The following is a 16027-nucleotide window of genomic DNA, read 5'->3' on the forward strand; positions in this document are numbered from 1 at the left end:
CTTTCTTACCTTTTTTATTATCCAGTATTAGTCTTTAAACAAGCAAAGCTTACATATTTATCAGCTTCCAGTTTCCAGTACCCCATACCTCTTTTTAGTCTTGAACTGCTGCTTGATGGCAAGATAATCATCCAGCTCCTTTACTACATGGGCAAGTGCTGATCTCGCTTCAAATTCTTCACGCGTCTCCGGGAGCTTCATGTTTCGGTACGACTCCTTTAATTCATCAAGCTTATCTATATACTTATATGCCGTATTTGCAGGGTGCACTCCGTCTGCGAGATCATCCATAAAGTCGGCCAGCATATCAGCCTGCTGCACATGATAATCGATAGACGTCAGCATCGGCATCAGCCGTTCAATGATATCGAGCTGTTTTTCTCTCATTTTAAAATAGTGATAAAAAGTGTCTTCATAGCGCATGATATGATTCTCAAGGTTTCGCATCGCTTCATTTTTCGCTTCCTGAATCAATGAAGACACTTTGGTGATTTCGTTTCCATCCCAGTTGGTATCCCCATTACGTATGTAATCGGCAAACCGATGAAAGATAGCTGCGTAATAATGTTCAAGCTCGGTTTGATACTTCTCAAGCTTCCGTTCATTGCTTGGAATGTAGCTGTTCATTAATAATGCAGTGCCTACACCTATCACGATCAAAGCCGTCTCATTAAGCAGAAGGCCCGCTGTCACAGTTCCTGCTGTATAGACGTGAAAAATGATAACTGTACTGGTGACGATTCCGGAAGTGATACGCATTTTGACACAAAGTGGTATAAAAAGCAGCATCAACAGCCCGATCGAGAGCGGATGGTAGCCAAGTAATTCGAAGAGCATGCTCCCTGCAGCAAGACCGAGTATACATGCAGCAAAACGCTCCCATGCGGTCATCAATGACTTTTTCCTTGTTCGCTGAATACAAAGGATGGCAATAATACCGGCCGATGCAAAAAAATCGAGCTGAAGTGCTTGCGCAATGGCAACGGCAGCGGCAGCACCTACAGCAGTTTTTAGCGTTCTGTAGCCAATCGGTATGGTCAAGTACGGTTTCTCCCTTCTCGCGGCTGTTCCTGTGCGACTGCAACTCACCGGAAAACGCGGCTGACTGTTTAAAAGCTGACATACGCTGCCTGAAATGACGGAAACCATGTGATATAAAAAAACCTCCAGGGAGTCCTGAAGGATTGCTAATCATATAGTGGCGCGCCCGCCAGGATTCGAACCCGGAACGCAAGAGCCGAAATCTTGTATGATATCCATTTCACCACGGGCGCAGCAAGTGCTGATTAATCAGCACATAAAATATTATACCAATATAACGTGTCGTCGGCAAGCTTATTCTTCTTTAAATTTTTCGTAGTCATCAAACATTTTTTCAAACGTCGCATTCATCTGTTCTTCGTTGTAGCCTTTTCGAGCAAGGCGTGCAGCAAAATTTTGTGCCCACAGCGTAAGACGCTTTGACATTTTTGCGTATTTCTTCGTTTCTTTTTGTGAAGTTGCCTCTTTAGAGCGGCCGTCAGCGTTAGACATGACGTTCTCGGAAATAAAGAGAGCCTTCCAGATGTCTTCTTCCTCAAAGCTGTCGGCGTGATCATTAAAATAGCTGATCACTCGCTTGTAAAAATCATCAAATTGTTTGAATCCTATCTCTTCTTCCTGGTTAAGATACATATGTATTTCTTTATAGAGATCCTGCATTGCGGTTTCACTCCTATACGTTTCAACGGTTAAGTGCTGACGATTTCAAATTATAGCATATCACCCAACGTTTGACCAGTCTATCCGATAAATATCCACGAAACGTTAAACCGTTGTGTTGAAGCGGTTTGAGCGTGTGCACTTTCAAGAAAAACCCGGAAGAGCTGCAGCTCTTCCGGACCTTCTACACGTTACTTTTTGAAGTGCTCGTCAAAGTAGCTTTCCAGCTTATTAACAACTTCAATCGGTTCATGTCCTTCAATTTCATGACGTTCAACCATCGCTTTAATTTCTCCATCTTTCAGCAGTGCAAAAGAGGGTGAGGATGGCGCAAATCCTGTAAAGTAAGAACGCGCTTTTTCAGTTGCTTCCTTATCCTGCCCAGCAAAGACAGTTACAAAACGGTCCGGCTGCACTTCATAATTCTTCATGTAAGCAGCGGATGGACGTGCGATACCTCCAGCACAGCCGCAAACAGAATTGACGACCACAAATGTGGTCCCTTCGGCCTCAAGTACTTTCTCTACGTCTTCGGCTGATGTAAGCTGGTCATAGCCGGCCTGATCCATATCCTGACGAGCGGCCTGCACCACATCGTTCATAAACATTTGGAATTCCATGTTGTTTCACCCTTTCTGATGAAGATTTCAATTCCCATTTTACACGTATCATCCACAAATGCCAAAGGCTTTGTCACTGCCGCTGGCTTTTTAGGAGGAACAATAATGAATTATGGCGCTAAACGTGCAGAGGCACTAGCTCTCGCTGTGGATTATCTCGTTGTTCGACTAATGTTTTTTATCCCGTTTTTCGATTCCCTTTCATTAGCAGCAGAAGCTGCTGCAGCTGCATTTCTGTTTGCTCTTATATACGGAGTCCTTCCTGCCGCCGGCATACGCTCGCCTGGCCAGCGGCTTCTGCGTGTCACGTTCAGTGGTCCTTCCCTGTCATTATTGATGCGAGGAATAACGATTTCATGTGTTTGGCTCCCTGCAAGGCTTTTGGCAGCATATCCGCTGCCATTATTCGGTTTCCATATCCTGACACTGTATTTAGTTTACATAATTATTGTTATCGTCTACTTATTCGCTTCTTATTTATCTTTAAAGCCATCTTTATTCAGCTGGTCTGTTTTAGTAACACGCTCGATCCGTTCCACTTCCTAGAAGCCTCCTACAGCTGCAAATCAACATAAGCAGATCGCAGAGCGGACCTCTCCCTGTTATGATTCGCGGCTATTTATGCTGATTTTAGTTTGCTTTCGTAACCGATCCTGCTATAAAAGCCGGAAATTGAACGATTATAGCAAAAAAACCGCACGAGGCGGTTTTTTTCTTTCGTTAATAAATTGATGTTGACTCATCCATCGTTTCAAGCGTCTGCTTCACTTCCTGCATAAACTTCCCGCAAATATACCCGTCAAGTACACGATGATCCAGACTCATGCAAAGGTTTACCATATGGCGGATAGCAATGGCGTCATTGTTCAATACGACAGGACGCTTTACAATTGATTCTACCGAAAGAATAGCGGCCTGCGGTGTATTGATGATTGGCTGGGATTGAACAGATCCAAAAGATCCGGTATTGTTCAGCGTAAACGTACCGCCCTGCATATCCTGTGAGGTCAGTTTTCCACTTCTTACTTTCCCGGCTATATCATTCAGCTCCCGGGCCAGACCTTTGATGTTTTTTTCATCTGCATTGCGGATAACCGGAACATACAGCTCATCTTCCGTTGCAACTGCCATCGACAAATGAACATCCTTGTAACGGTAAATTTTATCTCCTGCCCATGCCGCATTTACTTGTGGATACTTTTTCAGAGCATCCGTAACGGCTTTCATAAAGAACGGCATAAACGTCAGCTTAAAGCCTTCCCGAGCTTGAAATTCAGCCTTTTTCTTTTCACGCAGGTTGACCATATCGGTCACATCGACTTCGACCATCATCCAGGCGTGCGGAGCTGTATGCTTGGACTGTACCATATTCGAGGCAATGGCTTTGCGAACTCCAGTTACAGGCACTTCATCCCGACGTGCGTCAGAGGAAGGGGGAGCACTATCCTGTACAGGTTCAGTTTTCGCAGGCGCTGCTTCGGGCTGACTAGAACGAGCGGCTTCTTTCGCTTCCGGCTGGCCGCCTTCGTCGATGACCTTTTGAATATCCTTGCGGGTAATTCTTCCGCCTCTTCCCGAACCTTGAATTGAATTTAAATCCAATTGATGCTCCTGTGCCAGTCTCATCACTGCAGGAGAGTATCTGCCCTGCTGGGAGGTGTCTGCTTCAGAGGACGTCTCCGCTTCCTGTTTCTGCTGCTTTTCTCCTGGTCCGGGAGCTTCCGGCTTCGGCTCGCCGCTTCCCTCTGTTTCCATCGTACAAATGACTTGTCCAACTTCGACAGTCTGATCCTCCTCTGCGATGAGCTCGGTGATCGTGCCTGCAAAAGAAGAAGGAACTTCGGCATTCACTTTATCTGTCATCACTTCAGCAAGCGGATCGTATTTGTTTACTTTGTCGCCGGGCTTAACCAGCCATTTCGTAATCGTTCCTTCTGTCACGCTCTCCCCCAGCTGGGGCATCGTAATTTCTGTTGCCATCCGGATCCCTCCTCGTTAAAATTCAGCAAGCTCCCGCAATGCTTCTTCAATTTTATCGGTATTCACCATAAACTTTTTTTCAAGCGGCGGATTATACGGCATTGCCGGCACATCCGGTCCTGCAAGACGCTTAACAGGTGCATCAAGATCAAACAGGCAGTGTTCAGCAATAATCGCTGCCACTTCGCTCATAATGCTGCCTTCCTTATTATCTTCCGTGACGAGCAGTACCTTTCCTGTTTTGGAAGCTGCTTCTGCAATGGCGTTTTTATCTAACGGATACACCGTACGCAGGTCCAAAATATGTGTTTCAATGCCGTCTTCTGCAGCCTGTTCAGCAGCCTGCTTGGCAAAGTGCGTGCATAATCCGTAAGTGATGATCGTCAGATCGCTTCCTTCGCGTACTACAGCGGCTTCACCAATTGGTACTGTATAATCTTCATCCGGCACTTCTTCTTTCAGGAGACGGTAGGCCCGCTTGTGTTCAAAAAACAGAACAGGATCATTGGAACGGATCGCTGCTTTTAACAAGCCTTTAGCATCGTATGGATTAGAAGGGATGACAATTTTTAAGCCAGGGGTGCCTGCAAATAATGATTCAACCGACTGGGAGTGATAGAGAGCTCCATGGACCCCCCCTCCAAATGGCGCACGAATTGTGATAGGACATGTCCAGTCGTTGTTGGACCGGTACCGTATTTTTGCGGCTTCGGAAACGATCTGATTAACAGCCGGCATGATGAAGTCAGCGAACTGCATTTCGGCCACAGGCCGCATGCCAGCCATGGCTGCACCGATTCCTACACCGGCAATCGCTGATTCAGCGAGAGGTGTATCAATCACACGCTCTTCTCCAAAAGCATCGTAGAGACCGTCCGTTGCGCGAAATACTCCCCCGCGTTTCCCTACGTCTTCTCCAAGTACAAAGACATTTTCGTCGCGCTCCATTTCTTCACGCATAGCGGCTGTAACAGCTTCAATGTATGTTTTAACCGGCATTTAGTTCCCCTCCTCATAAACAAAGTCCGTCAGCGTATCCGTATCCGGGTAAGCTGCCTGCTCTGCATAATCCGTCGCTTCATCGATTTCCCTGCGAAGTCTGGCTCGAATTTCATCCTCTTTTTCCTCGCTTAAAATGCCGGCTTCGCGCAGGTAGTTACCGAACGTGTGAATCGAGTCGATTTTCTTCGCTGCTTCTACTTCATCGCGGGAGCGGTACGTGCTGTCATCGTCATCGCTTGAATGAGGAGTCAGACGGTACGATACCGTCTCAATTAAGGATGGACCAATGCCGTCAGCTGCTCGGTTTCTTGCATCCTTCACTGCTTTGTAAACAGCGAGTGGATCGTTGCCATCGACGGATTCCCCGTGAATGCCGTAGCCCGCCGCACGGTCTGCCACGCTTTCGATGTTTAACTGCTTATCGAGCGGCACGGAAATAGCGTATTTATTATTTTCACACATGAAGATGACTGGAAGATCATGCACACTTGCGAAGTTAATTCCTTCATGAAAATCGCCCTGATTGGACGAGCCTTCCCCGAACGTCGTGAAAGCGACTGATTCTTCCTGCTTCATTTTAGACTTCAGTGCAAAACCGACTGCGTGCGGCACTTGGGTTGTCACTGGTGACGAACCGGTGACGATGTTTTTCGCCCGGTAGCCAAAATGTCCCGGCATCTGGCGTCCTCCGGAATTTGGGTCTTCCGCTTTTGCAAATGCAGACAGCATCAGGTCCTGAGGTGTCATGCCGAAATGAAGCACGACCCCCATATCCCGGTAGTAAGGAAGAGCAAAGTCAATAGATGGCTCTAATGCCATCGCTGCGCCGACCTGAGCTGCCTCCTGTCCCTGACACGAGATGACAAATGGAATTTTTCCTGCGCGGTTTAAAAGCCACATCCGTTCATCGATCATGCGGGCTTGAAGCATGGTTTCATACATGTCCAGTACATCTGCATCCGTCAGTCCTAGTGCTTCATGTCTGTTATCTGCCACTTGTATGACCTCCTCTTGTTTGTTTGCCTTACCCATGAATCTGCATTCCTTCGACTGCAAGTGCTGCTTCGCCTACGGCTTCTGACAAACTAGGATGCGGATGAATGACAGCGCCTACTTCCCATGAAGCTGCATCCAGCAGCTTCGCCAGAGCCGCTTCGGAGATCATGTCGGTGACGTGCGGTCCGATCATGTGAACACCAAGCAGGTCGTCTGTTTTTTTATCCGAAACAAATTTCACAAATCCCGATGCATCCCCATGCACAAGTGCTTTCCCAATGGAAGAGAAAGGAAACTTGCCGACTTTTACGTCGAAGCCTGCGCTTTTGGCCTGCTCTTCTGTCATGCCGACTGCAGCTGCTTCCGGATAGGAATATGTACAGCGCGGTGTCATATCCGGGTCAACAGCATGTGCCTCAACTCCAGCGATATGATTGACAGCTGCAATGCCTTCATGCGAAGCAACGTGAGCAAGCTGCATGCCGCCAATACAGTCGCCGATAGCGTAAATGTGAGATTCCTTTGTCTGGTAGTGTTTATTCACTTTAATCGTGCCGTTCTCGACAATAATGTCTGTGTTCTCTACGCCAATATTCTGAATGCTGGCTTCTCTGCCAACTGATACGAGGAGCTTATCAGAGGTAATAGAATGCTCTTCACCGTCGTGATCAAAGCTTGCCTTAACACCATCGCTGCTTTTGGTTACACTTTCAGGGCGAACGGCAGCATTGGTATAAATGGTAACGCCACGCTTCTCAAGCGCTTTTTTCATTTCTTTAGATACGTCCTCATCTTCAGTAGGTAAAATTCGGCCGGCATATTCGATCACGGTAACTTCCATGCCGAAATCAATAAACATGGAGGCCCATTCGACTCCGATGACTCCACCGCCTACTATCGTGATCGATGCTGGCAGAGCACTGAGCTGCAGCGCCCCATTTGACGACATGATATCCTCTTCGTCCAACTCAAGTCCGGGAAGTGTCCGCGGTCTGCTTCCTGTAGCTATGATGACGTTTGCAGGAATCAGCATGTCGTTTTCCCGCTCATCTTCATATTCAACCGAAATCGTACCGGGTGTGGGAGAAAAAATGGATGGGCCAAGAATTCGGCCGAATCCTTTATACACATCGATTTTGCCTTTTTTCATCAGCCCTTGAACCCCTTGATGCAGCTTTGAAACAATATCATCTTTGCGTTTCATAACAGCTGGAAAATCAAGCGAGCTCCCTTCTGTTTTCACGCCAAAATCTTCAGCCTGCTTCACTGTTTTATACACCTCTGCACTTCGTAAAAGCGCTTTGCTTGGGATACATCCGCGATGAAGGCAGGTCCCTCCCAGTTCAGAAGCTTCTACTACCGCTGTCGTGAGTCCAAGCTGTGCAGCGCGGATCGCAGCAACGTATCCGCCTGTACCAGCTCCTAATATGACCAGATCATATTTTTCAGCCATACGATTCTCTCCTTTTTAGGATTCCACTGAAGGAATGTGATAGGATTTAGCCTTTTCCTGTCCCCGCAGAACTCTTAAAGCGCCTGCGGTCAATGCCTCAAGCTCATTTTCACCCGCATAAACAAGTACATCTGCAATCCATTCTACACGTGACTTGATTTTTTGTACAAATTCCTTCCCAAATGCAAGTCCACCAGTAAGAACGACCGCATCTACCTTACCCTCTAACACAGCTGCTGCCGCACCAATCTCTTTAGCGATCTGATACGCCATAGCTTCGTAAACAAGCTCCGCTTTGTCATCGCCTTTTGCAATTCTGTTCTCCACTTCAACAGCATCATTTGTACCAAGATGACCGACCAACCCGCCCTGACCGACAATTTTTTTCATGATCTCAGAAGAAAAATGATCACCGGAAAAGCATAAGGAGACGAGATCACCTGCGGGAACTGTACCGGCACGTTCAGGAGAAAAGGGACCTTCTCCATGTAGCCCGTTATTGACGTCGATGACACGGCCATAGCGATGAGCGCCTACGGTAATACCGCCGCCCATGTGCGTGATGATCAGCCGCAAATCTTCGTAATCACGGTTCATATCAGAAGCTGTTTTTCTGGCGACCGCTTTTTGATTCAGTGCATGAAAGATACTTTTGCGCTCAAAATCAGCAAACCCGGATACTCTTGCCAGGCCATGCATCTCATCTACAACAACAGGGTCAACGATATAAGAAGCAATGTTGAGCTGCTTGGCAATTTCCCAGGCGATAATACCGCCCAGATTGGAAGCGTGCTGACCGGAATATCCCTCCTTCAAATCGTGCAGCATGTCTTCATTGACTTCGTAAGTGCCGCCTTCAATCGGTCTGAGCAGCCCTCCGCGGCCGACGACTGCCGACAAACGAGACAAATTGATCCCTGCTTCGTCCAGCGTTCTTAAGATCATCTCTTTCCGAAAAGCATATTGATCAATAATGGAGTGGTAATCCTCAAGCTCCGCTCTGTCGTGACGGATCGTATGCTCAAGCAGCTCCGATTCATTTTCAAATACCCCAATCTTCGTTGACGTAGATCCCGGGTTGATCGCCAGAATCCGATGGTAGTGTTCCATGGTTTCCCTCCAGATTATCGTCCGCGAGATAAAATATTCATGCCATTCTGCAGGAATTGTCTGCGCGATTTCCTCATTGTTTCAATTCGCTCTTCTGCAAGTCTGTTTGCAGCTGCGTACGTTGGTATATTGTCTCGTTCAGATATAGCAAATATTTTTTCAATACTGTCATAAATCGTTTCTACTTTTTTCATTGCACGGTCTCTGTTATACCCCAACAGTTCATCCGCTACATTGATGACGCCGCCTGAGTTAATCACGTAATCGGGCGCATAAACAATGCCCTTCTCCTGCAAGATATCGCCGTGACGATTTTCGAGGAGCTGATTGTTGGCAGCCCCGGCAATGACTCCAGCTTTCAACCGTGAAATCGTGTCGTCGTTAACCGTTGCACCGAGAGCGCACGGAGAATAAATATCTGCTTCCACATCGTAAATGTCGTTCACATCTACAGCTTTAGCTCCGAATTCATTTACGGCACGCTGAACGGAATCCTGATTGATATCTGTTACAACGAGAGAAGCCCCTTCTTCATGCAGATAGCGGCACATGTTGTAAGCGACATTCCCAATTCCTTGCACTGCAACCGTCTTTCCTTTAAGGGAATCTGATCCAAACGCTTTTTTAGCGGCCGCTTTCATTCCGACATATACGCCGTACGCCGTTACCGGGGAAGGATTTCCGGAGGATCCGAACGCTGGGGAGACGCCCGTTACATAGTCGGTTTCCGAATAAACGAGATCCATGTCCTCTACGGTCGTTCCGACATCCTCTGCTGTGATGTACCGGCCGTTCAAGCCTTGAATAAACCGGCCGAACGCACGGAACATCGCTTCGTTTTTATCTTTTTTTGGATCTCCAATAATAACCGTTTTGCCGCCGCCGAGATTCAGGCCTGCTGCAGCATTTTTATAGGTCATTCCTTTTGCCAGTCTCAGCGCATCTTCAAATGCTGCTTCCTCTGTTGCGTAAGTCCACATTCTGGTTCCGCCTAGCGCCGGTCCGAGTGTGGTGTCATGGATCGCAATAATTGCTTTCAGTCCGGATTCCTGGTCCTGACAAACGACAACCTGTTCGTAATCGTATTCTTCCATGTAAGTAAATAGTTTCATTTGTAACGCCCCCTGTTATTTTTGAATCGTGCTTACAGCCATTAAAAGCGAAAACAGACGGCTTTCAGCTGTATCTGATCTGGAAGTTAACACGATTGGTGCTCTTGCGCCAACGATCATTCCTCCAACAGTCGCTCCACCGAAAAGAGTCAGTGACTTATACAAAGTGTTGCCGGTCTCAATATTCGGTGCAACCAATAGATCCGCCCGGCCAGCCACGTCTGTTTCCAGCCCTTTTTGCTTTGCTGCTTTAGCAGACACGGCGACATCAAGTGCGAGCGGTCCATCTACTAAACATCCAGCCAGCTGACCGCGTCTGTTCATCTGAGTCAGAACTGCGGCGTCCACTGCAGCAGGCATCGCCGGATTTACCGTCTCCACTGCGGCGAGCAACGCCGTTTTAGGCAGCTCCATCCCCATTTTTGACAATGCCTCAACAGCATTCTCAATAATTCCCTGCTTTTGAGTTAAATCAGGTGCAATATTCATCGCTGCATCTGTTAAAAAAAGCAGATCATCCTGCTCTGGAAGCTGAAACCCCGCCAGATGAGAAAGCAGTCGTCCGGTTCTAAGTCCTTTTTCCTTATGAAGCACCGCTTTTAAAAGCTTAGAAGTAGGGGTCATCCCTTTCATCAAAACATCTGCCTGTCCTTCGTGAACGAGCACGACCGCTTTTTGTGCTGATTCTGCTTCATCGGCAGCATCTGAAAATGAAAACCTGTCCGATTGTTCCACCGCTGCATCTTTCATAGCATCTGTCATTTCGGTTAGCGGACCAATAAAATGAAAGGAAGCCGTCCCCTTTTCGGCTGCAAGGCTGCAGGCTGTAAAAATCGAAGGTTCAACTGCATGCGCCACCGCTACTGTCACCTGTTCAGATTTGGTATGTACTTTATTCGATAAATCGGTTACGTTCATTCGATCACCGCCTTTTCACCCATTCTAAAATGAGTATACCAGAATGCTATCCGTTCATCCTGCGCAAAAACGCGCAATATTTTTCATACCACGAAAAATATTGCGCGCAATTTATTGCAATCAGGTTTATGATGTAAGTTATTTTAATTTGTAGTAGAGACTTCTTGTACTAATACCCAGCTTTGAAGCTGCTTTTGTTTTATTACCGTCCGTTTCAATCAGCATTTTTTCAATGACGGCCCGTTCAAAGCGGCGCAACTGTTCATCAAGAGGCTCTTCACTGATTTCAGGTGCCAATTTCGACTCTTCTTTACGTTCATCCGTTATAATATCAGCCGCCCGAATCATACTTGCATTTTGAGGGAGATGGATCATTGCCCGGCCTAATACATTTTCCAATTCTCTTACATTTCCTGGCCAGCTGTACCGCTGCAGCTTTTGCAGAGCTTCTGGGGAAAGCTTTGTGACCCGCCTGCCGTAATCCTGATTCAGCTTCATCATAAGATGCTCACTCAGCCTGCCGATATCATCTTTTCGCTCATTTAACGGCGGGATATAGATCGGTACTCGATTTAGACGGAAAAACAGATCCGAGCGGAATTCTCCTTCTTCTATCCGCTTTTCTATATTCATATTCGTCGCGGCAATAACGCGGACGTCCACTTTCAGCACTTGGGAGCCGCCAACGCGAACGATTTCCTGCTCCTGCAAGACGCGCAGCAGCTTTGCCTGCATTTTTGGTGTCAGTTCGCCGATCTCATCTAGAAAGATGCTGCCTTGATCAGCCTCTTCAAATACACCTTTTCTACCCCCGCTTTTTGCTCCGGAAAAAGCCCCTTCTTCGTAGCCGAATAATTCACTTTCCAACAGCGTTTCAGACAGCGAGGCGCAGTTGACCCGAATAAATTTGTTGAACTTACGGCCTGATTCGTTGTGAACGGCATGTGCAAACAGCTCTTTACCTGTGCCGGAATCACCACGAAGCAGGATAGCAGCCGGTGTTCTTGCGGCCACCTTCGCCTGGTCCACCGCCATTTTTATCTCCTGGGTCCGGCCTACGATATCATCGAAGCTGTATTTGGCTTCCAGCGTGCGAATGATTTTGCGAGCCTGCTCCAGTTCTTTTGTAAGCGCCTCCATTTCTGATACATCATGAACAACACCTACACTTCCCTTTACATCTCCATCCACAATAACCGGGGCGACGTTTACAACGACATCTTTTCGAGCCGGTCCAACCTTCATTCTCGCTCCGCGCACAGCAATGCCCGATTGCAGCACCTGCATATGTATGCTTTCTCCTTCGGATATATCCGTAGAAGCTGGTTTACCGACGACTTCCGCTTCCGAGAGACCGGTCAGTCTCGTGTAAGCAGGGTTAATCAACAGCCCGTTCCCATTTTCATCCACAACCGAGATCGCATCATCCGATGAGTGAATAATCGCTTCCAGCATTTCCTGGATGCTTTTCAGATTTGTTACTTCCTCGGCCATATTGACGATTTCTGTTATGTCGCGAAACACCCCCAGTGCACCGACAGGGCGCCCCTGGTCCATGATTGGCACCCTAGTTGTTACAATGGTTCTGTCGTTTCCTAGCTTCTGCTTACGGTTATGTTCCGTCTTTCCGGTTTGCAGTACTCTCGGCAGCATGCTAGTCGGCATCACCTCATGTACGTCTTTTCCTATATCCTGCACAGCGGAAAGGCCCGTCATTTCTTCAGCGCGTTTATTTAACAGTGTCAGCTGCGCTTTTTCATTGATGGCAATCATACCGTCGTGAGTCGCGTTTAGTACTTCTTTCAATCTTTCCGTCATCTGCTCCATTTCCTCTTTTTCAGCGTCCGCCTCCATCTGACGAAAATAGATGGGTGCACACTGCAGCGGAAGGGTGTCGTCCCTTACGTTTGTCTCAGCAAAAACAAATTCATACTGGCTTGATTTCCAATCCTCTTCCGGAACAGTCGTCAGCAGACTGCCGGTCCAGGCTGCATGATCTGTTACCCCTCCATAAACCTCTGCCCCTTCTGGTACGAGCTTTTCCAATTCTTCCAGCTGTGCTTTTGTGCCGATAAGTAAAATACGCTTCATCCGATCACCTGCTTCTTCTTCTCCGTTTTAAACGGATATTCTCGACAGAACTTGGTTTTTTCGATAGACTGGTACTGAACATGCACGCTTATGAAAGAAGGGACTTGCTTCATGACTATTCAACGATTTGCTGCGCTTATCGTCCTGCTCATTCCGATTTTTACAGCAGGGTATGGAATTAAGCAGATGCGTGATACGCTTTTTCAAATTCTGAACAGCCCGTATCCGACGCTTTACATTCAATTTTTCGCTGGCGCTGCTGCGCTTGCCGTGGGCGTATGGTTTATCGGCGGGTTTATTTTGCACAGGGACCGTAAAAACAATAAAGTCGCTCCGCGCTTTCAAAAAAAACAGCCTGCAGAAAGGTAATAACCTTCCGCAGGCTGTTTTTCGTTCAACGGTCAACGGCGATGCTCGACTCTCAGCTTATCTGCAACCATTGCAATAAACTCCGAATTGGTTGGCTTCGATTTTGCAGTATTGACCGTGTAACCGAACATTTTGGAGATCGATTCAATATTTCCTCTGTTCCATGCCACTTCGATCGCGTGACGAATCGCTCTCTCCACCCTGCTGGACGTTGTATTAAATTTATCCGCGATATCAGGATACAATACTTTCGTAACTGATCCCAGCAGATCAATATCGTCATACACCATCGTGATTGCCTCTCGTAAATACATATAGCCTTTGATATGAGCAGGAACACCAATTTCGTGAATGATACTCGTGATGCTGGCATCAAGATTCATCGGCCGGTTGTCTGTCGATACGTTTGGCTCGTAAACCGCTCCAGCGGATCCTGTCGCAATCTCTCTCACTTTCTCTACGAGAATATCCATGTCAAAAGGTTTTAAGACATAGTAGGAAGCCCCAAGCTGCACCGCTTTTTTCGTTACGTCTTCCTGTCCGAAGGCGGTGAGCATAATAATATACGGTTTTTTCTTCAGCTGCATCCGGTTGATTTTTTCCAGGACCGCAAGTCCATCCAAATGCGGCATGATAATATCTAATATAAGCACGTCCGGAATAGATTCTCCAAGATATTCCAAACATTCCTGGCCATTATACGACTTATGCAGAACCTGCATATCTTCTTCCTGATTTACATAATCAGCAAGGATGCCGACAAGCTCCTGATTATCATCTGCAACACTGACTTTTATCGTCTTCACACCGTGCTCCCCCTCTGACGCTACCTGCTATAATTAATGCCGAAATCAGTATACCATACGTACTGAGCACAATAAAAGTCGCATTCTTTCAGAGGGCCTTAAGCTACTTTTTCTGGGAAGCTTGTTCCAAAAGCTCTCTGGCATGCTCCCGGGTTACTTCTGTTACTTCTACACCTGAAATCATTCTGCCGATTTCTTCCGTCTGCTCTTCTTGTGTCAATGGGTGGACGCTTGTAATTGTTCTGCCGTCCTGTCCATATTTAGAAATATAAAGGTGTGTATCAGCCATCGCTGCCACCTGCGGCAAGTGCGTGATGCAGAGCACCTGGGAACCTTCTGCAATACGGTGTATTTTTTCAGCAATCGCCTGCGCCACACGCCCGCTGACTCCTGTATCTACTTCATCAAATATCAGAGATGTTACCCCTTCATGCTTAGCTAGAATCGATTTGAGCGCCAGAATCATCCGGGATATCTCCCCACCTGATGCGATTTTAGCCAGAGGCTTCAGCGGCTCCCCTTTGTTCGTAGCTACCTGAAATTCGACATCGTCTATCCCGTCTTCTGTGAATGGATGCTGTTTTACAAGCGCAGAGGCGGCCATGGAGCCGGGATCCCTTGGCGTCACAGAAGTTTGAAAAACCGTATCATTCATGTACAAATCCACAAGCTGCTGATGAATGGCATCCTCGAGTCCTGCAGCTGCTTTTTTACGAATCGAGGACATGTTGCTTGCTTCTACAAGGAGATCTTCTGCGGCCGCTTCTAATTCCTTCTCCCATTCATGCAGACGCTCATCCTTGTTCGTAAGGTTGTCCAGTTCCTCCTCGATTGATGCTGCGTACTCCAGAATTTCTTCGACAGACGTTCCGTATTTTCGTTTCAGCTGACTGATTTCACTCAGGCGTGCTTCAATTTCATTCAGTCGTTCCGGATCAAATTCGATGGCGTCGTAATATTCCCTCATCGTAAATGAAGCTTCTTCAAGTAAATAATAATTATTCGTCACGGTTTCCTTTAATTCGGCCAATGAGGGATCCATTTCTGCAGCCTCTTCCAGCTGGTTCATCGCCGTCATTACCCACTCCAGTCCTTTCCCTTCTCCATAAAGGGCTTCGTAGGATCCGTGAACCGTTTTATACAGCCCCTCACTGTTTGCAAGGCGCTGCTTTTCTTCTGCCAGCTCCTCATCCTCCCTCGGCTTCAGCTCTGCATTGGTAATCTCTTCATGCTGATAGCGGATCAGGTCCAGACGCTGCGCCATCTCCTGTTCATTTTCTGAGAGAGCTTTCAGCTGCGTCCGCTTCTTTTGAAAACGCGTGTACATTTCCCGGTACTCTTTTAAAGAGGCTGCCAGGTTCTCTTCAGCAAATCTATCCAGAAACATGCGGTGTTTATCCGTTTGCATAAGCTGCTGATGTTCATGCTGTCCGTGAATATCAACTAACTGCTGTCCAATCTGACGAAGAACAGCCAGCGTTGTCAGCTTTCCATTAATCCGGCAGATGCTTTTACCTGCACCCGTAATCTCTCGCCGAAGGATGATCGATCCTTCTTCAATTGGAACACCTGCATCCTCCAGGTAATGGTCCAGCTCTTTTGCCTCTCCATCTACCGTGAAGATGCCTTCAATCTCTGCACGTTTACTGCCGTGCCGAACGAAATCAACAGAGCCGCGTCCCCCTATCAGCAGTCCGATTGCATCAATAATGATCGACTTACCCGCTCCAGTTTCCCCGGTAAGTACCGTTAGTCCTTCTTCATAGGAAACCGTCAGTTCTTCGATAATAGCAAAATTGCGAATGGTAAGCTCCAGCAGCATGTTTTCACAGTCCTTTCTTCAACAAATATCAGACGGAAAAAAGGACT

General features: G+C 47.2%; 15 protein-coding genes and 1 tRNA gene. 2 read left to right on the forward strand and 14 right to left on the reverse strand.

Translation table 11 applies throughout. The features are described 5' to 3' along the window. Window positions 1-60: 60 nt before the first annotated feature. The 4 genes from ACFO4L_RS15895 to ACFO4L_RS15910 form a co-directional block, all read right to left on the reverse strand. A complete protein-coding gene (locus ACFO4L_RS15895) occupies window positions 61-1041 on the reverse strand; it encodes an aromatic acid exporter family protein (protein WP_377910646.1) in 981 nt (326 codons plus the stop codon). A 158-nt stretch (window positions 1042-1199) separates the two neighbouring features. Next, window positions 1200-1274 (reverse strand) — tRNA-Arg (locus tag ACFO4L_RS15900). A 61-nt stretch (window positions 1275-1335) separates the two neighbouring features. Next, window positions 1336-1701 carry a hypothetical protein gene (locus ACFO4L_RS15905; protein ID WP_377910647.1) on the reverse strand — a complete coding sequence of 122 codons (366 nt, stop codon included), beginning with the start codon at window positions 1699-1701 and terminating at the stop codon, window positions 1336-1338. Between the two features lie 191 nt (window positions 1702-1892). After that, a complete protein-coding gene (locus ACFO4L_RS15910; protein WP_377910648.1) occupies window positions 1893-2321 on the reverse strand; it encodes a BrxA/BrxB family bacilliredoxin in 429 nt (142 codons plus the stop codon). A 105-nt stretch (window positions 2322-2426) separates the two neighbouring features. On the opposite strand from ACFO4L_RS15910, the gene ACFO4L_RS15915 reads away from it, so the two are divergent. Further along, window positions 2427-2867, forward strand: a complete 441-nt coding sequence (locus ACFO4L_RS15915; RefSeq protein ID WP_377910649.1) for a hypothetical protein — start codon at window positions 2427-2429, stop codon at window positions 2865-2867. A 174-nt stretch (window positions 2868-3041) separates the two neighbouring features. On the opposite strand, the gene ACFO4L_RS15920 is transcribed toward ACFO4L_RS15915, so the two are convergent. The 8 genes from ACFO4L_RS15920 to ACFO4L_RS15955 all read right to left on the reverse strand — a co-directional run bounded on the left by ACFO4L_RS15920 (window position 3042) and on the right by ACFO4L_RS15955 (window position 12983). Next, on the reverse strand, window positions 3042-4301 hold the full coding sequence (locus ACFO4L_RS15920; protein ID WP_377910650.1) for a dihydrolipoamide acetyltransferase family protein: 1260 nt from the start codon (window positions 4299-4301) through the stop codon (window positions 3042-3044). Between the two features lie 15 nt (window positions 4302-4316). Beyond that, on the reverse strand, window positions 4317-5300 hold the full coding sequence (locus tag ACFO4L_RS15925; protein WP_377910651.1) for an alpha-ketoacid dehydrogenase subunit beta: 984 nt from the start codon (window positions 5298-5300) through the stop codon (window positions 4317-4319). Beyond that, complete coding sequence (locus tag ACFO4L_RS15930; RefSeq protein ID WP_377910652.1) at window positions 5301-6299, reverse strand: thiamine pyrophosphate-dependent dehydrogenase E1 component subunit alpha; 999 nt, start codon at window positions 6297-6299, stop codon at window positions 5301-5303. A 28-nt stretch (window positions 6300-6327) separates the two neighbouring features. Next, window positions 6328-7752 (reverse strand): dihydrolipoyl dehydrogenase, encoded by a 1425-nt coding sequence (gene lpdA / locus ACFO4L_RS15935; protein WP_377910653.1) that lies wholly within the window; start codon window positions 7750-7752, stop codon window positions 6328-6330. Between the two features lie 15 nt (window positions 7753-7767). Next, window positions 7768-8862, reverse strand: coding sequence for a butyrate kinase (buk, locus tag ACFO4L_RS15940; RefSeq protein WP_377910654.1), 1095 nt, complete (start codon window positions 8860-8862; stop codon window positions 7768-7770). 14 nt (window positions 8863-8876) lie between these two features. Then, the gene (locus ACFO4L_RS15945; RefSeq protein WP_377910655.1) at window positions 8877-9974 is read right to left on the reverse strand and encodes a Leu/Phe/Val dehydrogenase; all 1098 of its coding nucleotides are present in this window, start codon (window positions 9972-9974) and stop codon (window positions 8877-8879) included. A 15-nt stretch (window positions 9975-9989) separates the two neighbouring features. Next, window positions 9990-10892, reverse strand: a complete 903-nt coding sequence (locus tag ACFO4L_RS15950) for a bifunctional enoyl-CoA hydratase/phosphate acetyltransferase (protein WP_377910656.1) — start codon at window positions 10890-10892, stop codon at window positions 9990-9992. A 138-nt stretch (window positions 10893-11030) separates the two neighbouring features. Further along, a complete protein-coding gene (locus tag ACFO4L_RS15955; protein WP_377910657.1) occupies window positions 11031-12983 on the reverse strand; it encodes a sigma 54-interacting transcriptional regulator in 1953 nt (650 codons plus the stop codon). Between the two features lie 117 nt (window positions 12984-13100). On the opposite strand from ACFO4L_RS15955, the gene ACFO4L_RS15960 reads away from it, so the two are divergent. Continuing rightward, complete coding sequence (locus tag ACFO4L_RS15960; RefSeq protein WP_377910950.1) at window positions 13101-13352, forward strand: DUF2627 domain-containing protein; 252 nt, start codon at window positions 13101-13103, stop codon at window positions 13350-13352. 32 nt (window positions 13353-13384) lie between these two features. On the opposite strand, the gene spo0A is transcribed toward ACFO4L_RS15960, so the two are convergent. Further along, entirely contained in the window at window positions 13385-14158 is a 774-nt protein-coding gene (gene spo0A / locus ACFO4L_RS15965) for a sporulation transcription factor Spo0A (protein WP_377910658.1), read from the reverse strand. Between the two features lie 103 nt (window positions 14159-14261). Further along, on the reverse strand, window positions 14262-15980 hold the full coding sequence (gene recN / locus ACFO4L_RS15970; RefSeq protein WP_377910659.1) for a DNA repair protein RecN: 1719 nt from the start codon (window positions 15978-15980) through the stop codon (window positions 14262-14264). Between the last annotated feature and the right edge of the window lie 47 nt (window positions 15981-16027).

It is taken from the genome of Bacillus daqingensis, from assembly GCF_042654445.1.
Classification (GTDB): domain Bacteria; phylum Bacillota; class Bacilli; order Bacillales; family Salisediminibacteriaceae; genus Alkalicoccus; species Alkalicoccus luteus.